Below are 17,860 nucleotides of genomic sequence, written 5' to 3' on the forward strand. Positions count from 1 at the left end.
CACCCCACCCCCCCCCGCCCCCCCCCGGGGGCCCCCCCCCCCGCGGCCCCCCCCCCGCCGCCCCCCCCCCCCGCCCCCCCCCCCCCCCCCCCCCCCCCCCCCCCGTCGGTGCCGATCGGTACCGTGCGGGGGCTGTGCCGCCGACCCAAGGTCGAGGTGGCCACGGAGTTGTGCACCGTGAAGGCGATGGTGCCGGGCAGGTAGCGGTCCTCGGACCACTCCACCGGCACTCCGGCCGGGTCGGTGGTGCGGCGCCTCTCGCGCAGCAGCACCTGCCCGACCGGGCAGTCCAGGAGTCGGGCGTCGTCCGCGTCGGCCCACGTGAGGTCGATGGTGTGGTCGGCGTCGGTGAAAAGCACCCCTTGCATGACGAGGGCTTCGGTGTGCGAGACGGTGTCAGGCGGCAGTTCGGCCACCAGGGCGCCCACCCTGGCCGGGTAGATCGACCGTTCGACCATGACCGGCTCTCCCGACAAGGTCCGCAGGCGCAGCACCAGATATACCTCCGCCCCTGCCTCCAGGCCCAGTTGCTCTGCATCGAGGGGCTCGGCCGGCCGTCGCACCACGCGATCGACCCGGCCGCCCGGCGTCTCGCCGGTGGAGCGGGCCCAGTTGGTGAAGCTGAGCAGCTCCGAGAAACTCTGTGCCCGCGGGCCACCGAGCACCGTACGCCGCGTTCCGCGCCGCGAGGTGACCAGGCCGTCCGTGCGCAACACGGCCAGCGCGTGCCGGACCGTTCCCCGGGAGACGTTGTAGCGCTCGGCGAGTGTTCCCTCCGGCGGTAGCTTCGAACCGGCGGCGTACTCGCCCGCGATGATCGCCTCGCGTAGTTCGGCGGCGACCCTGCGGTAGCGAAGATCTCTGTCCGGGGTGCCGTGCTCCTCCTGCACCATGTCTCCTGGGCCGCTGCTGTGTCGTGAGGCCTTCTGGCCGAACATCACCAGACCCTACCGGCCACGCCACCCGGCCGAGCGGCCAGGTGGCGCGGCCGCTTCCCTGTCCACCGCGGCCCCGGGGCAGGGGCGTGTCGCGAAGAGTGTGGGCCGGGGACGGGACCGGGTCGGCACTGCGGTCGCCACCTGGTCCCGCCCCGCTTCACACGGTGTGGACGGTTCCCGCGTAACGCTGGGCGAAGCGGGTGCCGGTGCCTGCGGTGACGGTGACGTCGTACCGCCCGTCGTCAGTGGGCCACGTCATCCGGGAGTGGCCGCCCGCACGGACCCAGACGGTCTGCTCATTGCCGGCGAAGTCGTTCGGCGTGATCGTGAAGGCCACCTCGGTGCCGCCGTCGTTGCGCAGGTCCAGTTCGATCGAGGCATCCTTGGACCGTCCGGCGTGCCGCAGTGACGCCCGGACCGACGGAACTGCCACGTCGTCCTGTCCCTCGCGGAGGACGGTGCCCGAGAAACGGCGGACGAAGCCGTCGGCACCGTGCACGGACAAGTCGTAGCGGCCGTCGGTCGCCGTGGCGTCCCACACGTAGGTACGGGACGAGCGCGGTGGGACCGTGAACGGCGTGCCGACGAACGGCAGGGCGATGTTCGGCAGCACGGTGAAGTGGAAGCCGACGCTGCCCTCGTTGGTCATCGTGCAGGTGACCTTGCCGGTGGCCCGGTCGACCGACACATCGGCCCACGGCCGGTACGGCAACGATCGGTGCGGTCGCTTTCCCTTCTCCTGCGCGGGCACGGTCGGCTCGGTGGGCACCTTGACCGCGGGCAGGTTCTTGTTGGCGTCGGCCTTGGCCATGAGCGCGACCGTGTCCGGCAGGACGGGGATGGTGTAGTCGGGCCGGGTGAAGTCGAAGCAGGTGGTGAGATCGCCGCAGACGGTGCGTCGCCACTCGGAGATGTTGGGCTCCTGCACACCGGTGACACGTTCGAGGAAGCGCAGCACCGAGGTGTGGTCGAACACCTGGGAGTTGACCCAGCCGCCGCGCGACCACGGCGACACGGCCCACAGGGGTACCCGGCTGCCCAGGCCCAGTGCCTTGCCGCTCGCGAACTCGTCCTTCGTGCCCGGCTCGGGGAACGGCGGGATCACGTGGTCGAAGTACCCGTCGTTCTCGTCGTACATCAACAGGAAGACGGTGTGCTCCCACACATCCGGATTGGCGAAGAGCGACTGCAGGGCCGTGTTCACCCAGTGGGCGCCGTAGTCGGGGCTGGCATCAGGGTGCTCGCAGAACAGGTAGGGCGCCACAAGCCAGGAGACCGTGGGCAGGGTGCCGTCCTTGCAGTGCTTGTCGAAGGCGGTCAGGTCGAACTTCGTCATCGCGTTGATATAACGCGGGTCGTCCTTGGGGAAGGCATGGAACTGCTTGAAGTACGACAGCGCGTTGTCGTCGTAGTCGCCGTACCGGTCGTCGGTGCCGTCCGGATTGTGGTAGACGCGCCAGCTGACGCCGGCCTCCTCCAGCCGCTCGGCGTACGTCGTCCAGTCCGCCACCGGATTGCCCGTGACCACCGAGTTGTCGGTGAACGGGCCGGTGGTGCCGTCGGTGCCGGGTCCGGCGGTGCCGGACCAGAGGTAGAGGCGGTTGGGGTCGGTGGGCCCGTTCAGCGAGCAGAAGTAGCCGTCGCAGACCGTGAAGGCATCGGCCAGCGCGTACTGGTACGGGATGTCCTCGCGGTTGAAGTAGCCCATCGTCCGCTCACCCTTGGCCGCGACCCACTTGTCCATGGCGCCGCCGTCGACGGCGGTGTGGCCGGTCTCCCAGTCGTGCGGCAGACCGCCCGCGTTCTGCGCGTTGTACTTGGTGGTGTCCATCCGGAAGGGAAGCAGGTGGCCATCGGCGCGTCCGCGGTGCGGCTGACGGAAGACCGAGTCGCCGTTGGGGAAGGCGAGCGCCTGGCGGTCGTCGACGCCCCGCACGCCGCTCAGCGTGCCGAAGTAGTGGTCGAAGCTGCGGTTCTCCTGCATCAGGACGACGACGTGCTTGACGTCCTTGATGCTTCCGTGCCGGTTGTGGTTCTCGGAGGCTATGGCCGTGCCGGGGAGTCCGGCCGCGGCCGCTCCGGCTGCTGCGGTGCCGATGAAGGCGCGGCGGCTGATCTCAGTCATGGGGAAAGGAAGTCCTTAGGATCGTTCGGGGTCAGCCGCGGGCGGACAGGGAGAAGGTCACGACGGCCGAAGCGTGGTCGGAGGGCCAGCCGTTGGGGGCGGTGTCCGACACCGGCGCGGGCCACCCGGTGAAGAGGGTGTGCGCCTCGACCACCTTGAGCGGTCCCGTGCACTGGACCTGGTCGATCCGGTCCTGTGGTTCCGCGCTGCCGTCGTCGCGCCGCGGGCGCACGGGGGACCAGGTGTTGCCGGGTGCCTTCGCCGGGTTGGAGTTGTGGTCGCGGAAGGCGTCGGTCAGACCTGCCTTCTCCAGGGCCTCCGTGACGGGCCAGCGGACGCGGCCCACCCCTCCGTGCGCGGGGGACGTCCGGCTCGTCCAGTCGAGGTGGGACGGTGAGGCAAGGCCGGCCGCGAGCACGACGGGGACGTCGGAGGCGATGTCCCGCCGCATTGCGGCCACCAGTGCCTGCACTTGCCGGTAGCGGAGAGTCTGCTTCTCCGCCGCCTCGACCTGCGCGGCGCTGCGGCCGGCCAGTACGGCGTACGGCCCGTACTCGGCGTCGTCCAGTTGGGCCGTCCACAGCCGCACCGTGCGCTTGCCGGGCAGCCGCACGGTCGCGGCGGCGGCGGGCACGGCTGCGGTGGGGGCGACGAGGTCGGCGAGAGGGTAGCGGCTGACGATGCCGAGGCCGTCGTCGGCCTGGTACGCCTGCCAGCCGAGAGCTCGGGCGAGGTCTCGGGCGCCGGTGCCGCCGCTCTCCTGGAGCGCGACGAGGTCGAGGCCCTGGGTGAGTACCAGCCGTACTTGCTTCTCCAGGAATCCGTCGATGTGCGAGCCGGCGTCCCAGAGGTTCAGTGTGGCGACCTTGATCCGCAGGCGGTCCTTGGAGGAGCGCACCGGCACCTGGACGGTGATGGTGTCTCGGCCCGCCGCGCTGTCGGTGACGGACACCACCACGCGGCCCGGCGACTTGGACCGGAAGGACGGCGCCTTGCCGCTGATGGCGCCGTCAGCGGTCACCGAGAGCCACCTGTCCCCGGAGACACGCTGGAACGAGGGGGTGCCCGCGGCGTTGCCCTCCGGCCGGATCCACAGGCCGCCCAGGCTCACCGAGAAGTCTGTGCCCGCTGTCTGCGGGGCGGTTGTGAGGGCGTCCACCACTGCATGCGGCCGCGGAATGACCGGGCGGGGGGTGAAGGTGAACGGATCTGTCCGGGCCAGGATGTCGTACCCGTCCTTGGCCAGCAGATAGGCGGTGTAGGGGCCGCCGTTCAGGCCGGAGGTGTCGAGGGTGACGTCGCCGGAGGCAGCGGGCGTGTACTCCCAGACGAGGGAGCCGCCGTTGCCCGGCCGACGGTCACCGTCGTAGATGCCGACCCAGTTCTGCGGGTGGGGTGCGGCGGTCGCCCAGTGGAAGGTGGCCTGGTCACCCTCGTACAGGGTGGCCGGCGCCTTGAGCACGAGCGAGTCGACGAGCGGCTCGCCGGTGAAGGTGAACGGATCTGTCTGGGCCAGGATGTCGTACCCGTCCTTGGCCAACAGGTAGGCGGTGTAGGGTCCGTCGCTCAGGCCGGAGGTGTTGAGGGTCGCGTTCCCGGAGGCGCCGGGGACGTATGCCCACACGAGCGAGCCGACGCCGCTGGACGGCTTGCGGTCGCTTTTGCAGACGCCGATCCAGTTGGTCGGGTCGGGGGCGTCCGTCGACCAGTTGAAGGTCAGCTTGTCCCCCCGTCGCGGGGGCGTGGTGGAGCTGATCGCGATGGCGTTACCGGATGCGGCGACACCTGGGAGGGGTGACACGGTTCTGGGTCCTCTCCGCCCGAGTACCGCCGTGGCGGCACCCGGGTGAACCAAGTTGTCTAGATAACTTCTCTCCAGCAAGCCGTTCCACAGCGACGAGCACATGAACGACCGGTTGCCTTGGCCCGGTAGACAGACAGACATCTCGCTCGCCACGGCAACGAGCAGGTCACGGCGCCCGTCAGCAGCAGCGGGCTTCTCCCGTCCGTCGTGGAGGCCTCCGAGTCCACCGCGTCCTTCCGCGCGAGCCTGTCGCTCTGCTCACGGGCACCGGGGTGGAGGTCCCGCCGTGCGGCGTCCCCGGGCTGAAGCGCCGGGCGCTTGTCACCGAGGGTTTCCCCGGGTGTCCTCGGCGCGTGGTGTGCGCGCCCTCGCACGGGTCTGGGATGTGGTTGGCGGCGCGTGAAAGGACGCGCGCCGCCAGAACACAAGAACGTCAGGAGTGGTATGTCAGACATCGCCGATAAGCCGCGTCGCAGTGCGAGCCGGGTGAAGCAGGCCGCATGGCGAGGGGCCGCACTCGGGGCCGCCCTCACTTTGGTTGCTCTCGTCCCTCCGGCCGTTGCGAACGCGGGGGCCGCCGACTCGGGTCGGCCCGTCGCCTCCGGCTCCGGCGGAATCGAGTGGACGACAGCGAGTGTGGCGCCCGGCGTCCAGGTCCGCGCCGGAGTTCTTCGGAACGCCGGCGCCGCCGCGGTATGGACGGTCACCGTGCAGGCGCCTGCTGTCAACCGCCTGACGGGCGCGGCCACATGGGCCCCGCTCGGTGACAGGGCCTGGGCCGACTCCACCGCCGGGCGCCTGCGCGAAGCCGGGTTCGAACCGCGCCTGGAACAGGTGCTGTGGGACGAGTACGCCGACACCCCGCGTGGCACGATGGGTTGGCAGGTCAGGGTCGGCCGGTATGCCACCCAGGACCAGGCGGGCACCACGAACTCGGCCGTGTCGGCTGCCGGGTTCCGTACGTCCGTCGAATGGACCGGCTACGACGGCCGGCAGGCGGCCGACGCGGAGAACATTCACGTCGCCGTTCTGGACCCGGCGCGTCTTCGCGGGACGATCGCGGTCAGCGACGGCGGCAACGTGGCCGACCGGGAGAAGACCTCGGCGGTGGCCGCCCGACTCGGTTCACTGATCGGCGTCAACGGCGGCTTCTTCATCACGTCGGACTCCGACGGCGTCCAGGGTACGGTGGCCGGCCTGTCCGCCGTGCACGGCAGGCTCGAATCGATGGCGGTCGGTTCCCGTGCCGCGCTGATCCTGGGCGACGGGGGTCGGCGGCCGCGGATCGCCGACCTGTCCACCACTGTCACCGTACGGGCAGGAGCGGCAACGTACGGGGTGCAGGGAATCAACCGGGTGCCGGGCAAGGTCCGCAACTGCGGCCGCCCCGGTGCCGCCCCCACCGACCAGCCCCGCCACGACACCACGTGCACCCTGGCGGACGACCTCGTGAAGTTCACCCCCGCGTTCCGCGCTCCGCTCCCCACGGGCCCGGGCGTCCAGACGGTCCTCGACAAGCACGGCACCGTGGTCTCCACAGGTGGCCGTGGTGGTGTCGCGCCGGAGCACGGTTCGGTCCTGCAGGGCACCGGGGCAGCCGGGAACTGGCTCACAGATCACGCGCGCGTCGGCAAGCGGCTGTCGCTGCGTGAGATCGTCCGGGACTCCTCGGGGCGGCAGGTCAGGCTCGGTCCCGATGACAGCATCGTCAGTGCGGCTCCCACCCTCGTCGAGGACAGCCGCATCCACATCGATGCCGCCACCGAAGGCACGCTCGACCCGCAGGACCTGTCGTTCGGATTCGCCTGGTCCAACGTTCGCCAGCCCCGTACCCTGGCCGGCATCGACGGGCGGGGACGGCTGCTGCTGGTCACGGTGGACGGGCGGCAGCCGGGAGTGAGCGAGGGCTTCACGCTGGGCGAGGCCGCGCGCTTCATGCGGTCGCTGGGCGCGGTGCAGGCTCTCAACCTCGACGGAGGCGGGTCCTCCGCGATGGCGGTAAAGGGCTCCCTCGTCAACGTCACCTCGGACGCCACGGGTGAACGCGCCGTCGGCGACACGATTCAGGTCCTGCCGGGGCGCCGTACCTCCTGACGCCGGCGGATCATCGGAGGCGGCGACCCGCCCGGCAGCCGTGCCGGAGCGTGTCTCCTGGGCCGCCGCCCCCGGGCTCGGGCTCCGGTCAGGCCGCCTCCATGCCTGCGGCCCCGCAACGGGGCGATGCCTCGCGCCCCGTACGGACCGTCTGCGATCGCGCCCACCGGATTCGTTCGCGAGGCTGGGCTGAGCCGAGTCCGTACGTACGTCCCCAGGAGCAGGCATGCAGCAGGACAAGCACCCTTCCTACCGTCCCGTCGTCTTCCGCGACCGCTCCGCGGGCTACGCCTTCCTGACCCGGTCCACCGCGTCCAGCGACCAGACCATCGACTGGGACGACGGCAACACCTACCCCGTCATCGACGTGGAGATCTCCGCCGAGAGCCACCCCTTCTTCACGGGCAAGGCGCGGGTCGTCGACACCGAGGGGCAGGTCGCGAAGTTCGAGCGGCGGTACGGGGAGGAGGGGAGCAAGGACGCTTCCTGACCCACCACCGCTCGGAGCCCCCGTATGCCCTTCGGGCGTGTCGGGGGGACTCCGGCCATCGCACCTCTTGACCCTGCGGCCACGAGGTACGGCCGGCGCAAGGCTCCTGGATCGTACGAACGCCACCGAACTCGGCCGAGCCGCGCCGCCGGTCCGGCCCATCGCCGCGGGTGGCACCTACCGGACCAGATCCGGGCCGGGGCGCAACCGTCACCGTGGCCGTGGACGGCGTCGAGGTCCTCACCGCCACCGTGTCGCGCACGGCGGAACCGCTGTCGGGCTCATTGCGACCGGTGGCGCGGCCGTCTTCCAGGACGTCAGGGCCCGCACCCCGCAGACATACAACACGGACACCTACCGGACCGTGTACCGCCGTGAACCTCGACTCGAACCTGAGGACGGCCCGGCTGTTCCGCAAGGACGACGGTCGGACGACCGTACTCGCCGAAGTGCCCCTCCTGATCCGCACCGGGGTGCCCCTTCCGCTGCGTCTGTGGGTCCGCGGCGGGCGCATCGAGACGTTCATGGACGGCCGTCCGGTCATCGATGTGACCGACACCCGCTATGCACACGGCAGGATCGGGCTCAAGGTGTTCGGAGGCCGCACCGCCTACCAGGGCACTTTCGTTCGCGCACCCTAGGAGATCCCACCCTCATGCTCGACAGACTCGACCTGCTGGTCATCGGTGAATGCGTCGCCGACATCGTCCGGCTGCCGGGTGCGGCCGATCAGGTCCACCCGGGCGGCAGCCCGGCCAATGTCGCGTACGGTCTGGCCCGGCTCGGGCGCAGCGCCACCCTGCTCACCCAACTCGGCCCGGACGACAACGGGCGGCTGATCAGGGACCATCTGGCCACCGCCGGGGTCGAGGTCCGCACGGACGGTGCCACGGCGCCCACCCCGTCCGCCGCCGTGACCCTGGACGGCGCCGGCCGGGCCGCGTACATCTTCGCGATCACCTGGACGCTGGACCCGGTCTCCCTGGACCGGCCGCCGCACCATGTGCACACGGGTTCCATCGCCTCGGTGATGGACCCTGGCAACGCGACAGTCCTGGGTGCGGTCGAGTCACTGCGGGCGGGCGCGACGGTCAGCTACGACCCCAATGTGCGCCCCGAGTTGATGGGGGACCACGATGCAGCTGTGCGCAAGGTCGAGCGCTGTGTCGCACTCAGCGATGTGGTCAAAGCCAGTGACGAGGACCTGGAGTGGTTGTATCCGGGCCACGAGCCGGAGCAGGTTGCCGAGCGGTGGCGCGCCACCGGCCCGGCCGTTGTCCTCGTCACCCGAGGGGGCGACGGCGCGCTGGCCGTGTTCCCGGGCGGACACGTGACGGTCGACGCCCTTCCCACCGACGTCGTCGACACGGTGGGGGCGGGCGACGCCTTCATGTCGGGCACGCTGCACGCGCTCGCCTCGCGAGGGCTGCTCGGCGCGGGCGGCCGGGAGCGGCTGCGTTCGCTGGACCGGGACACCGTGACCGGTGTCCTGCGCCACGCGGCGGCCTCGGCCGCTGTGACCGTCGCACGGGCGGGCGCCAACCCGCCGGACGAGGCGGAGTTGGCAGAGGCGCTCACCCGCTTCTGAACAGGGTCCCGACATGACGGTGCCACCGCCCCCCCCGCGGGAACGGTGGCACCGTCATGTCCTGCCCTCAGCGAGGGTCACCCGACCGGGATGGCCCGGGGGAGCGCCGAGTCGACGGTGTTGCCGTGCCGGTCCTCGGCCGTCACACGGAGGCCCAGGAAGCCGCCCTTCACCAGCGCCGAGTGCGGCGCGAGGAATCGGTACTCGCCTTCGTGGGTACGGAGGACCAGGACCTGCTTCCAGGTCACGCCGTTGTCGGCGGTGACCCAGGCGCGGACCTTGCGCAGGCCGTCCGCCACGCCCGTGACATCGGCCTTCACCAGGAGCGGCAGACCGGCCCGTGCCTGGTTCAGGTTGTTCAGCGGAGCGTCGAACGACACATTGAGCAACTTCACCGGGGTCGCCGTGTCACCCGTGCCACCTGCGGTGAAGGTCCACTTCGAGCTTGCCTCGCCGCCCATCGGGAAGATCCCGGCGGAGGTGAAGGAACGGCTCAGCTCGTAGGAAGCCTTGTCGGCGTCCGTGAATGTCTTGTCGATCAACGAGCCCTGGTCGGCGACCAGGGCGCCGTTGCGGTACAGCCGCGTCGTCGCCTGGAAGCGCTGCGGGAAATTGAAGTCGGAGAACTCGCCGACGAGCCCCTTCGGGTCGACGTTGTCGTCGAGCTTCAGCTGGAGCCGGGCGCCCGTGGCCTGTCCCGAAGCGCCGGCCGAGAACGGTCCGGTGAACCAGGTGTCATGAGTCGAGCTGCCCGGCTCGTAGGTGAACTGGCGTGGTTCGTAGTCCATTTCCACGCCGCTCCGGTGACGGTAGGTGAACCGCAGCCACGTCCTGTCCTCGGCCTGGATGTACTCCGTGCGCTCCCGGGGGACGGTCAGGTAGGACGGTGACGACACATTGAGGCCGTTGAGCCCGGTCCCGTAGACGCTGCTCCCCTCCTGGTAGCGGAGCTTCTCGTTCATGCCCCTGTACGTCATGCGGACCTTGGCGAACCTCTTGACCTCGCCGCGCGTCAGCCGTCGTTCCGGGTTGTCGCTGACATCGTCCTGGGCGTAGGCCGCGTCGTAGAGGGTGGAGGTGTCGCCCACGGTGGTGTCGCTGTCGGCGTCGGCGAGGCGCCAGCGCTCGTTGAACGCGACCTTGCCGAGGTGGGCTTCCGTAGTCGGCGTGATCCACAGTGCGTCGCGCGGGAAGGCTCCGTAGGCGCCGCCGGCCACCATGCTGTGCCGGATGCCGAACTGACCGTCGTCCGTGGTGCGGGTCAGGTTGCCCGCCATGAACTCGGGCCTGGTGTCCTTGCCCTCCATGGACGCGGTCCAACGGCGGGCCTTGCGGGCATCGAAGACGATCTCGTTCGATCCGGCCTTCAGGTCGGCGCTGACGATCGCGATCTGCGGGACCCCGTCGGTGATCATTCTGATCATCGCCAGACCCATGTAACGGCCCTCGGGCACCCGCAGGTCCCGGGTGCCCTCCGCGCGCACCTCCGCGTTCATCGCCGCGCCGTTGTCGGCGTTGAGGAGGGAGATCTGGGCAGGTGCGGGCTTGCCCGCGCGGTCGAGCGTGGTGACCTTGACGGTCTGCGCGCGGTCGAGCAGGAGTGGGATGCGCAGCGCCTGGCCGCCGCCCGCCGGGTCCGCGGTCAGGGAGCCGCTGTACGTGCCGGTCGGCGTGCCCGCCGTGTCGACGGTCAGCGTGACATCGGTGGACTCACCGGCGCCCAGCATGACGGTGGACGCCGACAGCTTGAGCAGGCCGGCGGGCGGGGTCGAACCCGTGGCGGCCAGCGTGCCCGTGAGGCTCAGGGTCACGGAGGCGTCGCCCGTGTTGGTGAGCTTCACGGTTCGGGTCGCGGTGCCGTCCGAGACGTCCAGGCGGCCGAAGTCCACGGCGCCGGTGTCCGCCACGACGGACTGCTTCAGCGCGGCCGGAAGGTTCACCACACCCGTGCCGACGTCGTACACCGACTGGCTGCTCTGCGGTGCGGTCGCGGTGCCCATCAGCGTGTGCTTCAACTGGTCCGGGGTCCAGTCGGGGTGTTGCTGGGCCAGCAGCGCCGCGGCGCCCGTGATGTGCGGGGCGGCCATTGACGTACCGCTCAGGGCCGTGTAAGCCGGGTCGGCCTGCACCGTGCCGATGTTGGTGCCCGTGGCCCGCGCGGCGACGACGTTGACGCCGGGGGCGGCGATCTCGGGCTTCACCGTGCCGTTGAAGGAAGGGCCACGGCTGGAGAACGAGGCGGTGCCGCCCGCGAAGTCCACCGCGGCGACCGACAGCGCGTGCGGGGCGATGGACGGGGCCGACACGGTGCTGACATTCGGACCGTTGTTGCCCGCCGACACCACGAACAGCGTGCCGGACGAGGTGGCCAGCGCTTCGAGGGACTGGGTGACCGGGTCCTGGCCGTTCGTCGGACCGCTGCCCAGCGACATGTTGACGACCTTCGCGCCCTGCGCGACGGCCCACTCCATGCCGGCGATGACCGACGAGTCCGAACCGGAGCCGTCGTCACCGAGCACCTTGCCGACTATCAGGTCGGCATCCGGCGCGACACCCGAGCGTATCCCCGGCGCGCCCGCACCGCTGCCTGCCACGGTCGCCGCGACGTGGGTGCCGTGGCCGACCTTGTCGAGGGTGTTCCCGCTGCCGGAGAAGTCCTTTGTCTCACTGATCCGGCCCGCGAGGTCGGCGTGCGTCTGGTCGACGCCGGTGTCCAGGACGGCGACCTTGACGCCCTTGCCGGTGCGGCCGGACTGCCAGGCGCTGTCCGCGCCGATCTGGGTGAGGTTGCGGTCCAGTGCGTCGGCGTGCACCTTGCCGTCCAGCCAGATGCCGGCGACGCCGTTCAACGCGCCCTTGGTGTCGAGCGCTTCACCGACCTCGTCCGCGTCGTCCTTGTCCAGGACCGCCGTGCTGGCCTTCAGCGCGTGGAAGTCCCGCTTGGCAGGGAGCAGTCCGTCGCTGGAGAGCGCCTCGGGGCGGGCCGCGCCGGTCCGGCGCACGATCAGCGGCAGCGAGTCGACGTGGGAGTCGTCGTAGCCGTCGCGGATCAGACCGTCGACGTTGAACAGCTGCGGGTCGAGCAGGGAGCCGACCTTGCCGATCACGTCGGTCGGGTAGAAGTATGCGTCGCCGTCGATGTCCGTACGGGCGAGCATCGTGCCGGGGGTCGAATCGGCGGCGGGCACCGCGCTGTACGACTTCTTGCCGTCCGTGGTGGTGACGGTGACCCGGTCACCGGTGATCAGGGTGACCGTGCGACTCGACGTGGTGCCGAACGTGGAGGCGGCCGGCTCCGATGCGGGCCCGGCGGCGGCCGACGGCACGACCGCGGGCGAGCACAGGGCGGCGACGGTGATCGCCGCCACAAGTCTGGCGCGGGCAAGGGGTCTCATGAGGACTCCGGCTTCTGGAAGGGGGACGGATGCGGCATGCCCGGCGCGGGAGGCGGCGGCAGCTTGATGCGGTACGCGCTCTGCTCGCCGGTCTCCTCGTCGGTGAGCAGAGTGGAGCCGGTCAGCCGGCACCAACCGCGGAGCGACGAGCGGACCCGAGGATTGGCACTGTGCAGTTCCAGCACGCTGCCTACCGGCAGCTCGCGGCAGCGCCGTTCCAGCAGGTCGAGGATGCGTTCCCAAGGTTCGCCGCCCGCGTCGACGACGGCACGGACCGAGTCGTCCGGAACCGACGCGTCGGACGACGCGGGGGACGAGGCAGCACACATGGGTATTTCTTCCTCGGCAGGGAGAGCACGGGGCACGCACACCCCGGGGTTCCGGGGTCGACCAGGACCGTAGGGAAGCCCCGTTACCCGCGAATTACCGCTGCTACGACATGGTCGGCGGCTGCGCGGCCCGGGCGGCGGCGAGTTCCTCCGTCAGCCTGCGCATGCCATCGAGTACCTGCGGGTCACGCGCCAGAGACACCGCGTCGGCGCACTCGCGCAGCGCCGTATCCGCCTGCGCCAGCCGACCGCAGCGCAGTTCGACCTCGGCGAGCCCCATCAGCGCGTACGGCAACACCCACGACGTACCGAGCGAACGGGCCAGCCGGACCGCGGCGTTGGCGAGCGCCGTCGCCCGCTGATGATTGCCCACGAGGAGTTCGGCACCCGCCAGGTTGCTCTGGTCGAAGGCGAGCACCGTGGGGTCACCGGTGCGGCGGGCGACCGACACGGCACGCCGGGCACAGTCCCGTGCGGCCTCCGACCTGCCTTCCTCGCGGGCCAGTTCACCCACCACGGACAGTGCGCTGGAGAGCAGCGCGGCGTCTCCGGTCCGCTCGGCCGTCCGCAGTGCCTCCTCGGCCGCCTCGCGGCTCTCGCGTACCTGCCCGGAGACCAGCAGAGAGGCGGCACGGATCGTGAACAGCCGGGACAGCAACGGATCACGGCCCGCGTCGGGCAGCCGCGCCGTCTCCTGCTCGGCGCGGCGCAGGGCGGACACCGTCTCTTCGAATTGTCCGGCGTAGAAGCTGAGTGCACCGATGGCGAGGTGCAGCCCGGCTCGGTCGACCACCGGTGACCGCCTCGGCGCCGGTGCCGCACGGAGTACTGCGAGACCTTCGAGCGGGCGACCGGCCCGGCCGAGCACCTCGGCCAGGGAAACCGCGGCCCGCAGTGCACCGATGGGATCGGCGGCCGACGCCAGATCCCGCAACGCGCGGCGCAGCACCTCTTCGGCCTCCGGGTAGCGGGCCGCGCGGCGCAGCACCTGGCCCCAGGCCAGCCGCGCATCGGCGGCCCCGGCCCCGTCCAGCGCATCCAGATGGGCCACCAGTTCCCGGTAGTAGTCGCAGGCGCTGTCATTGGCGTACAGGGCGGCCGCCCGGTCGGCGGCGGCCCGCAGGAAGACCGGCGCACGGGCGTCGTCCGACACCGTCAAATGGAAGGCGATGGTGTCGACGGCGTCGGGACGCAGACGCAGCACCGCGTCCGCGTAGGCCCGGTGGAGCCGTCGACGCGCGGCCCGGCTCAGCTGCTCGGCACAGGCCAGGCGCACCAGGGGGTGCCGGAATGCATAGCCGAGGGCGGGCCGGCCGCCCAGGACGACGTCCCGTTCCTCGACGATGCCCGAACCGGCGGCCGCGTCGAGCGCCGCCGTGACCTCGCGGCCGTCCAAGGGTGGGTGCAGACCGGCGGTGGTGACGGCCTCCAGTTCGGCGAGCGACACCGCGGTTCCGCCGGCGAGCGACAGGGCAGCCAGTGTGCGCCGGGCGTCCGCGGGCAGCCGGGCCAGTCGGCCCGCGACCAGCCGGCGGACGCTGTCCGGAACGGCATCGCTGTTCGGTTCGGCGGTGGTGCGCTGCCGCGGTCCCATGCGCTCCAGATCCGCCTCCGGACTGCTGGTGAGTTCGAGGGCGAACAGCGGGTTCCCGAGAGAGAGCTGGAAGATGCGTGAGGCCGTGCGACGGTCCTCGGCGCGCCCGCCGAGCCCGGCCGCCGCCGCGGCGAGACCGGCGCAGTCCGCGCGGCTCAGACGGAGCAGATCGACCTCCACCGCCATCCGCTGCCGCAGGATCGCGTCGAGCACCTGCCGCCGTGCGTCGTTCGGGTCCGGACTGTCGTCGCGGCAGGTGGCGATGAACCGCCACCGTCTGGCCTGCGTGGTCCGCACGAGGTGATGCAGCAGGCTCAGCGAACCCGGGTCGGCGGCGTGCAGATCGTCGAGCACGACGAGGACCGGTCGGGATGCTGCGAGATCGGTGAGGAATCCGGCGACGGCCCGGAACAGCCGGGCGCGCTCCTCCTCCGGGCTCGCCGCGGCAGGCGGACCGCCGCCCAGGGAGGGCAACAGGGCAGCCAGCCCGATGTGTTCGGCGCTCACCCGGGAGCGTTCAGCGGCGCTGCACCCGGCCAGGTGACCGTCGAGCGATTCCGCGAACACCCCGTACGGGGTCTGCCCCTCGGCCTCGTGGCTCGTACCCCACAGCACGCACACACCCTGTGCTGCCGCCCGCCGGGCCGCCTCCGCTACCAGCCGGGTCTTTCCGATGCCCGCCTCACCGCGCACCACGACGAGCGGAGTGTCCCCGTCCGCCGCCGACGTGTGCTGGGCGAGGAGCGCCAGCGGACGTTCACGGCCGAACAGGGGGAGCCGTTCCGGGCGGCGGATCGCGGGTGGCAGCGGCGCGGGGTCCGGAGGGATCCGGGAGAGCGTCGGGGTGCCGAGGGCATCGAGCGCCGCCAGGGCCGTACGGTGCATGGTCTCCAGCTCCGCACCGGGACGCACCCCCAGCTCGTCGGCGAGCGCCTCACGGCAGGCGTGGTACTGGCGAATGGCCTGACGCGGCCGGCCCATGTCGCACCAGATGCGGGCCAGTTGCAGATGCAGGGCCTCGTCGGCGGGGAAGCGGTCCACCGCGTCCCGCAGCACTCCCACGGCTTCGTCGGTGCGGCCGTCGTCCAGCAGCCGTCCGGCGAGGGCCGGGACGAGCTGTTCGCGCAGGACCTCGATACGGCGACGGGGTTCACCGGCCCAATCCGCGTAGCGGTCCTCGGGCAGCAACTCCATCCGAAGCGAACTCAGTGCGGCGCCGAGTGCATCGGCCTCCCCCGCGGCGAGCGCGGTGCGCGCGATCTTCTCCACCTCGTCGGCATCGACCCGTACCCGGTCCGTGGCCAGAAACAGCAGATCGCCCTCCGCCACCAGGTAGGAGGACGGAACGCGGGGAGCCAGCTCCGGCTCCAGTGCGCGGCGTGCGGCGTGCAGGGTGACCCGGAGATTGCGTACCGCAGTATCCATCGGGGCGTCCGGCCACAGCAGGTCCATCACTTCCTCGCGGTGGCGACGCAGACCCGGAGCCACCGCGAGCAGCTTCACCAGGGTCTGCGCGGTGCTGCGCCGCCACCTGCGCGGGATCTCAACCCCGTCGTCACGTACGGCCGCGAACCCTCCGAGGAGGTGCAGGGACAGCCGAGGAGCGCGCGGGGGTTCGGCGGGTCCTGTCATGGCGCACACCTTCAACGGTCAACGGTCGCTGCACGACCGGTGTGTACCGGCTTGCCGTTACTGAGGCGTTACTGCGAACCCGACCGAGTTGATGACCTGGTTCCGAACACCCGTGAAGCCCGCGAGTCCGACGCGGACCGTGCCGGGCAAGGGAGGGAATGCGGTGTTCGAAGCGGGCCGCCCTCGGCGAGCGCCAGGGCCTTGAGCAGCCGCCGCGCACTCGGCCGGGACCACCGCTCGGCCGGGAGCTCGTCGCCGCCGCACTCCAGCCGGAATCCGCCGAGCACGCGGATGGTGACGTCTTCCACCGTTGACGGGGCCACCGGAGTCCCTCCGTGCGCCGGACCATGACGTCGGTGCACGGTAGGAAGCCCGCATCACCCGGTCATTACCCGTGCGCCTGCCCGTGCGGTGCAGGGAGCAGATGCGGTGTGCTGTCGTCGTCGAGGAACTCCACGACCGCGAGGGCGAAGAGCGCCGCGACGGCGATCCATACGGTGACCATCGCCGTCGGCCGGTCCCACACGATCAGCACAACGGCGGCCACCACGACGACCGTCCAGTTCAGCGGGTCCTTCGCTCGGTGCACCCAGGCGCCGACCGGACCGCCGGTGATCCCGGCCGCGTCGCGTACGGCGCCGATGCCGCCGTTCCACATGGCCTTGACCCGGGTGGCGGCGCGACCCTCGCCGGAGAGCCAGGCGGCGAGAGCCACCACCACGCCCAGTGTGATCACCATCCGGATCCCGGCGCGGAGGTAGCCGACCAAGGCATCGAAAATCGAACCGGCCGCCGACTGCGACACCGACGCCGGGAGGCTGTCCAGGTAGAACGCCCGGAACACCCACAACGCCACGCCGAGCACCGCGGCGCCCACCGCGACCGCGAGGGCCGCGGTGACCAGTGCGCGGCGTCGGCGCACGGCGAGCAGCACCCCCCCGGCGGCGAGTACGAGGGTCAGCAACGGCAGCCAGAAACCGACGATCTGCAGCAGCCGGAACCCCTTCTTGGCCTTGCCGATCGCATCGGACGTCAGCACGGTGAAGTCGGTATGGATCTCGGGGATCTTCGCGGCGATCGTCAGCCCGTGGTCGACCAGGAGCTGCTTCACCCGGTCGATCACCGGGGCGAGATCGATGACGACCGTGTCGTCGGTGAGTTTCACGGCCCCGCCTCCGCTGCCGGTCAGTGCCTTGACGGCCGCCGCGTGGGCGTCCCGGTTGAGGGCGACCCACACCTTCTCGAAGGCGTCGGACGTCACGAACTTCTCCACCGTCCCGTGCACGAAGTTCGAGACACCGGTGGTGATCGGGCCGCTCAGCCGCCCCAGCGCCTTGTCGACGACCGGTCGGTCCGCGGGGGCCACCTGTTCGAGGAGGGCGTGGACGTCCAGATGCGTCATCACGGCATCGGTGACCCGGTTCGACACCGCTGCCTGCACATCGGGATCGGAGGCGAGGGGCTTCACCATCGCCACATAACGGTCGGTGTCACCGATGTCGTTCTTGGCCCAGGCGGCGACGATGCCGAGTGGGGTGAGGACGGCCGCGACGAGGATCAGCAGCACGGCGAAGAACGAACCGATCCGGGGCCGGGACCGCGCCGGAGCTCGCGCCTCCAGTTGCGCCATCCGTGCGCGCAGCCCTTCCAGCTCGGCACGGGAGGCGGAGGAATCCAAGTGATCGGGGTCCGGTGTGGCCATGACCCAAGGGGATGCCCTGCGCGTCCGCACGGCGCGGCGGGTTGCTGCGAAAGGAGGAACCTGGGGGGCTTGCGGGGGTGCGCCGTTCACGACTCCAGGCCTCACGCGCCCCCATTCGGCCCAGTAAGCGCATCCTCGGCGGGGCAACTGCCGTTCGACAGCCGGCAGG

At 71.1% G+C, this 17,860-nt stretch carries 12 protein-coding genes; 5 read left to right on the forward strand and 7 right to left on the reverse strand.

Translation table 11 applies throughout. The features are described from left to right. The 3 genes from ACIA8E_RS30520 to ACIA8E_RS30530 all read right to left on the reverse strand — a co-directional run. A partial coding sequence (locus ACIA8E_RS30520) for a GntR family transcriptional regulator (protein WP_399302809.1) occupies positions 1-938 on the reverse strand: 938 nt, incomplete at its 3' end. Between the two features lie 157 nt (positions 939-1,095). Further along, on the reverse strand, positions 1,096-3,063 hold the full coding sequence (locus ACIA8E_RS30525) for a phosphocholine-specific phospholipase C (protein ID WP_399302811.1): 1,968 nt from the start codon (positions 3,061-3,063) through the stop codon (positions 1,096-1,098). 31 nt (positions 3,064-3,094) lie between these two features. Further along, on the reverse strand, positions 3,095-4,864 hold the full coding sequence (locus ACIA8E_RS30530) for a hypothetical protein (protein ID WP_399302813.1): 1,770 nt from the start codon (positions 4,862-4,864) through the stop codon (positions 3,095-3,097). A 447-nt stretch (positions 4,865-5,311) separates the two neighbouring features. Between ACIA8E_RS30530 and ACIA8E_RS30535 the strand changes: the two genes are divergently transcribed. From ACIA8E_RS30535 to ACIA8E_RS30550, 4 genes are all read left to right on the forward strand, one after another. Next, on the forward strand, positions 5,312-6,961 hold the full coding sequence (locus ACIA8E_RS30535; RefSeq protein WP_399302815.1) for a phosphodiester glycosidase family protein: 1,650 nt from the start codon (positions 5,312-5,314) through the stop codon (positions 6,959-6,961). A 226-nt stretch (positions 6,962-7,187) separates the two neighbouring features. After that, complete coding sequence (locus ACIA8E_RS30540; protein WP_354387710.1) at positions 7,188-7,451, forward strand: type B 50S ribosomal protein L31; 264 nt, start codon at positions 7,188-7,190, stop codon at positions 7,449-7,451. Between the two features lie 374 nt (positions 7,452-7,825). Further along, positions 7,826-8,092, forward strand: coding sequence for a hypothetical protein (locus tag ACIA8E_RS30545; protein WP_399302818.1), 267 nt, complete (start codon positions 7,826-7,828; stop codon positions 8,090-8,092). Positions 8,093-8,106: 14 nt separating this feature from the next. Beyond that, the gene (locus ACIA8E_RS30550) at positions 8,107-9,039 is read left to right on the forward strand and encodes a carbohydrate kinase (RefSeq protein ID WP_399302820.1); all 933 of its coding nucleotides are present in this window, start codon (positions 8,107-8,109) and stop codon (positions 9,037-9,039) included. Positions 9,040-9,116: 77 nt separating this feature from the next. On the opposite strand, the gene ACIA8E_RS30555 is transcribed toward ACIA8E_RS30550, so the two are convergent. From ACIA8E_RS30555 to ACIA8E_RS30565, 3 genes are all read right to left on the reverse strand, one after another. After that, complete coding sequence (locus tag ACIA8E_RS30555) at positions 9,117-12,434, reverse strand: S8 family peptidase (RefSeq protein ID WP_399302822.1); 3,318 nt, start codon at positions 12,432-12,434, stop codon at positions 9,117-9,119. Then, the gene (locus ACIA8E_RS30560; RefSeq protein ID WP_399302824.1) at positions 12,431-12,763 is read right to left on the reverse strand and encodes a sulfurtransferase TusA family protein; all 333 of its coding nucleotides are present in this window, start codon (positions 12,761-12,763) and stop codon (positions 12,431-12,433) included. The genes ACIA8E_RS30555 and ACIA8E_RS30560 overlap by 4 nt, the downstream gene beginning before the upstream one ends. Positions 12,764-12,866: 103 nt before the next feature. Next, complete coding sequence (locus ACIA8E_RS30565) at positions 12,867-15,989, reverse strand: ATP-binding protein (RefSeq protein ID WP_399302826.1); 3,123 nt, start codon at positions 15,987-15,989, stop codon at positions 12,867-12,869. 158 nt (positions 15,990-16,147) lie between these two features. Here ACIA8E_RS30565 and ACIA8E_RS30570 point away from each other — a divergent pair, with 158 nt between their 5' ends. Beyond that, a complete protein-coding gene (locus ACIA8E_RS30570; RefSeq protein ID WP_399302828.1) occupies positions 16,148-16,303 on the forward strand; it encodes a hypothetical protein in 156 nt (51 codons plus the stop codon). A gap of 74 nt (positions 16,304-16,377) precedes the next feature. Here ACIA8E_RS30570 and ACIA8E_RS30575 read toward each other — a convergent pair whose 3' ends face one another. After that, a complete protein-coding gene (locus tag ACIA8E_RS30575; protein ID WP_399302830.1) occupies positions 16,378-17,691 on the reverse strand; it encodes a hypothetical protein in 1,314 nt (437 codons plus the stop codon). Positions 17,692-17,860: the final 169 nt, after the last annotated feature.

Source organism: Streptomyces sp. NPDC051664 (assembly GCF_044453545.1).
In the GTDB taxonomy this organism is placed as follows: Bacteria; Actinomycetota; Actinomycetes; order Streptomycetales; family Streptomycetaceae; genus Streptomyces.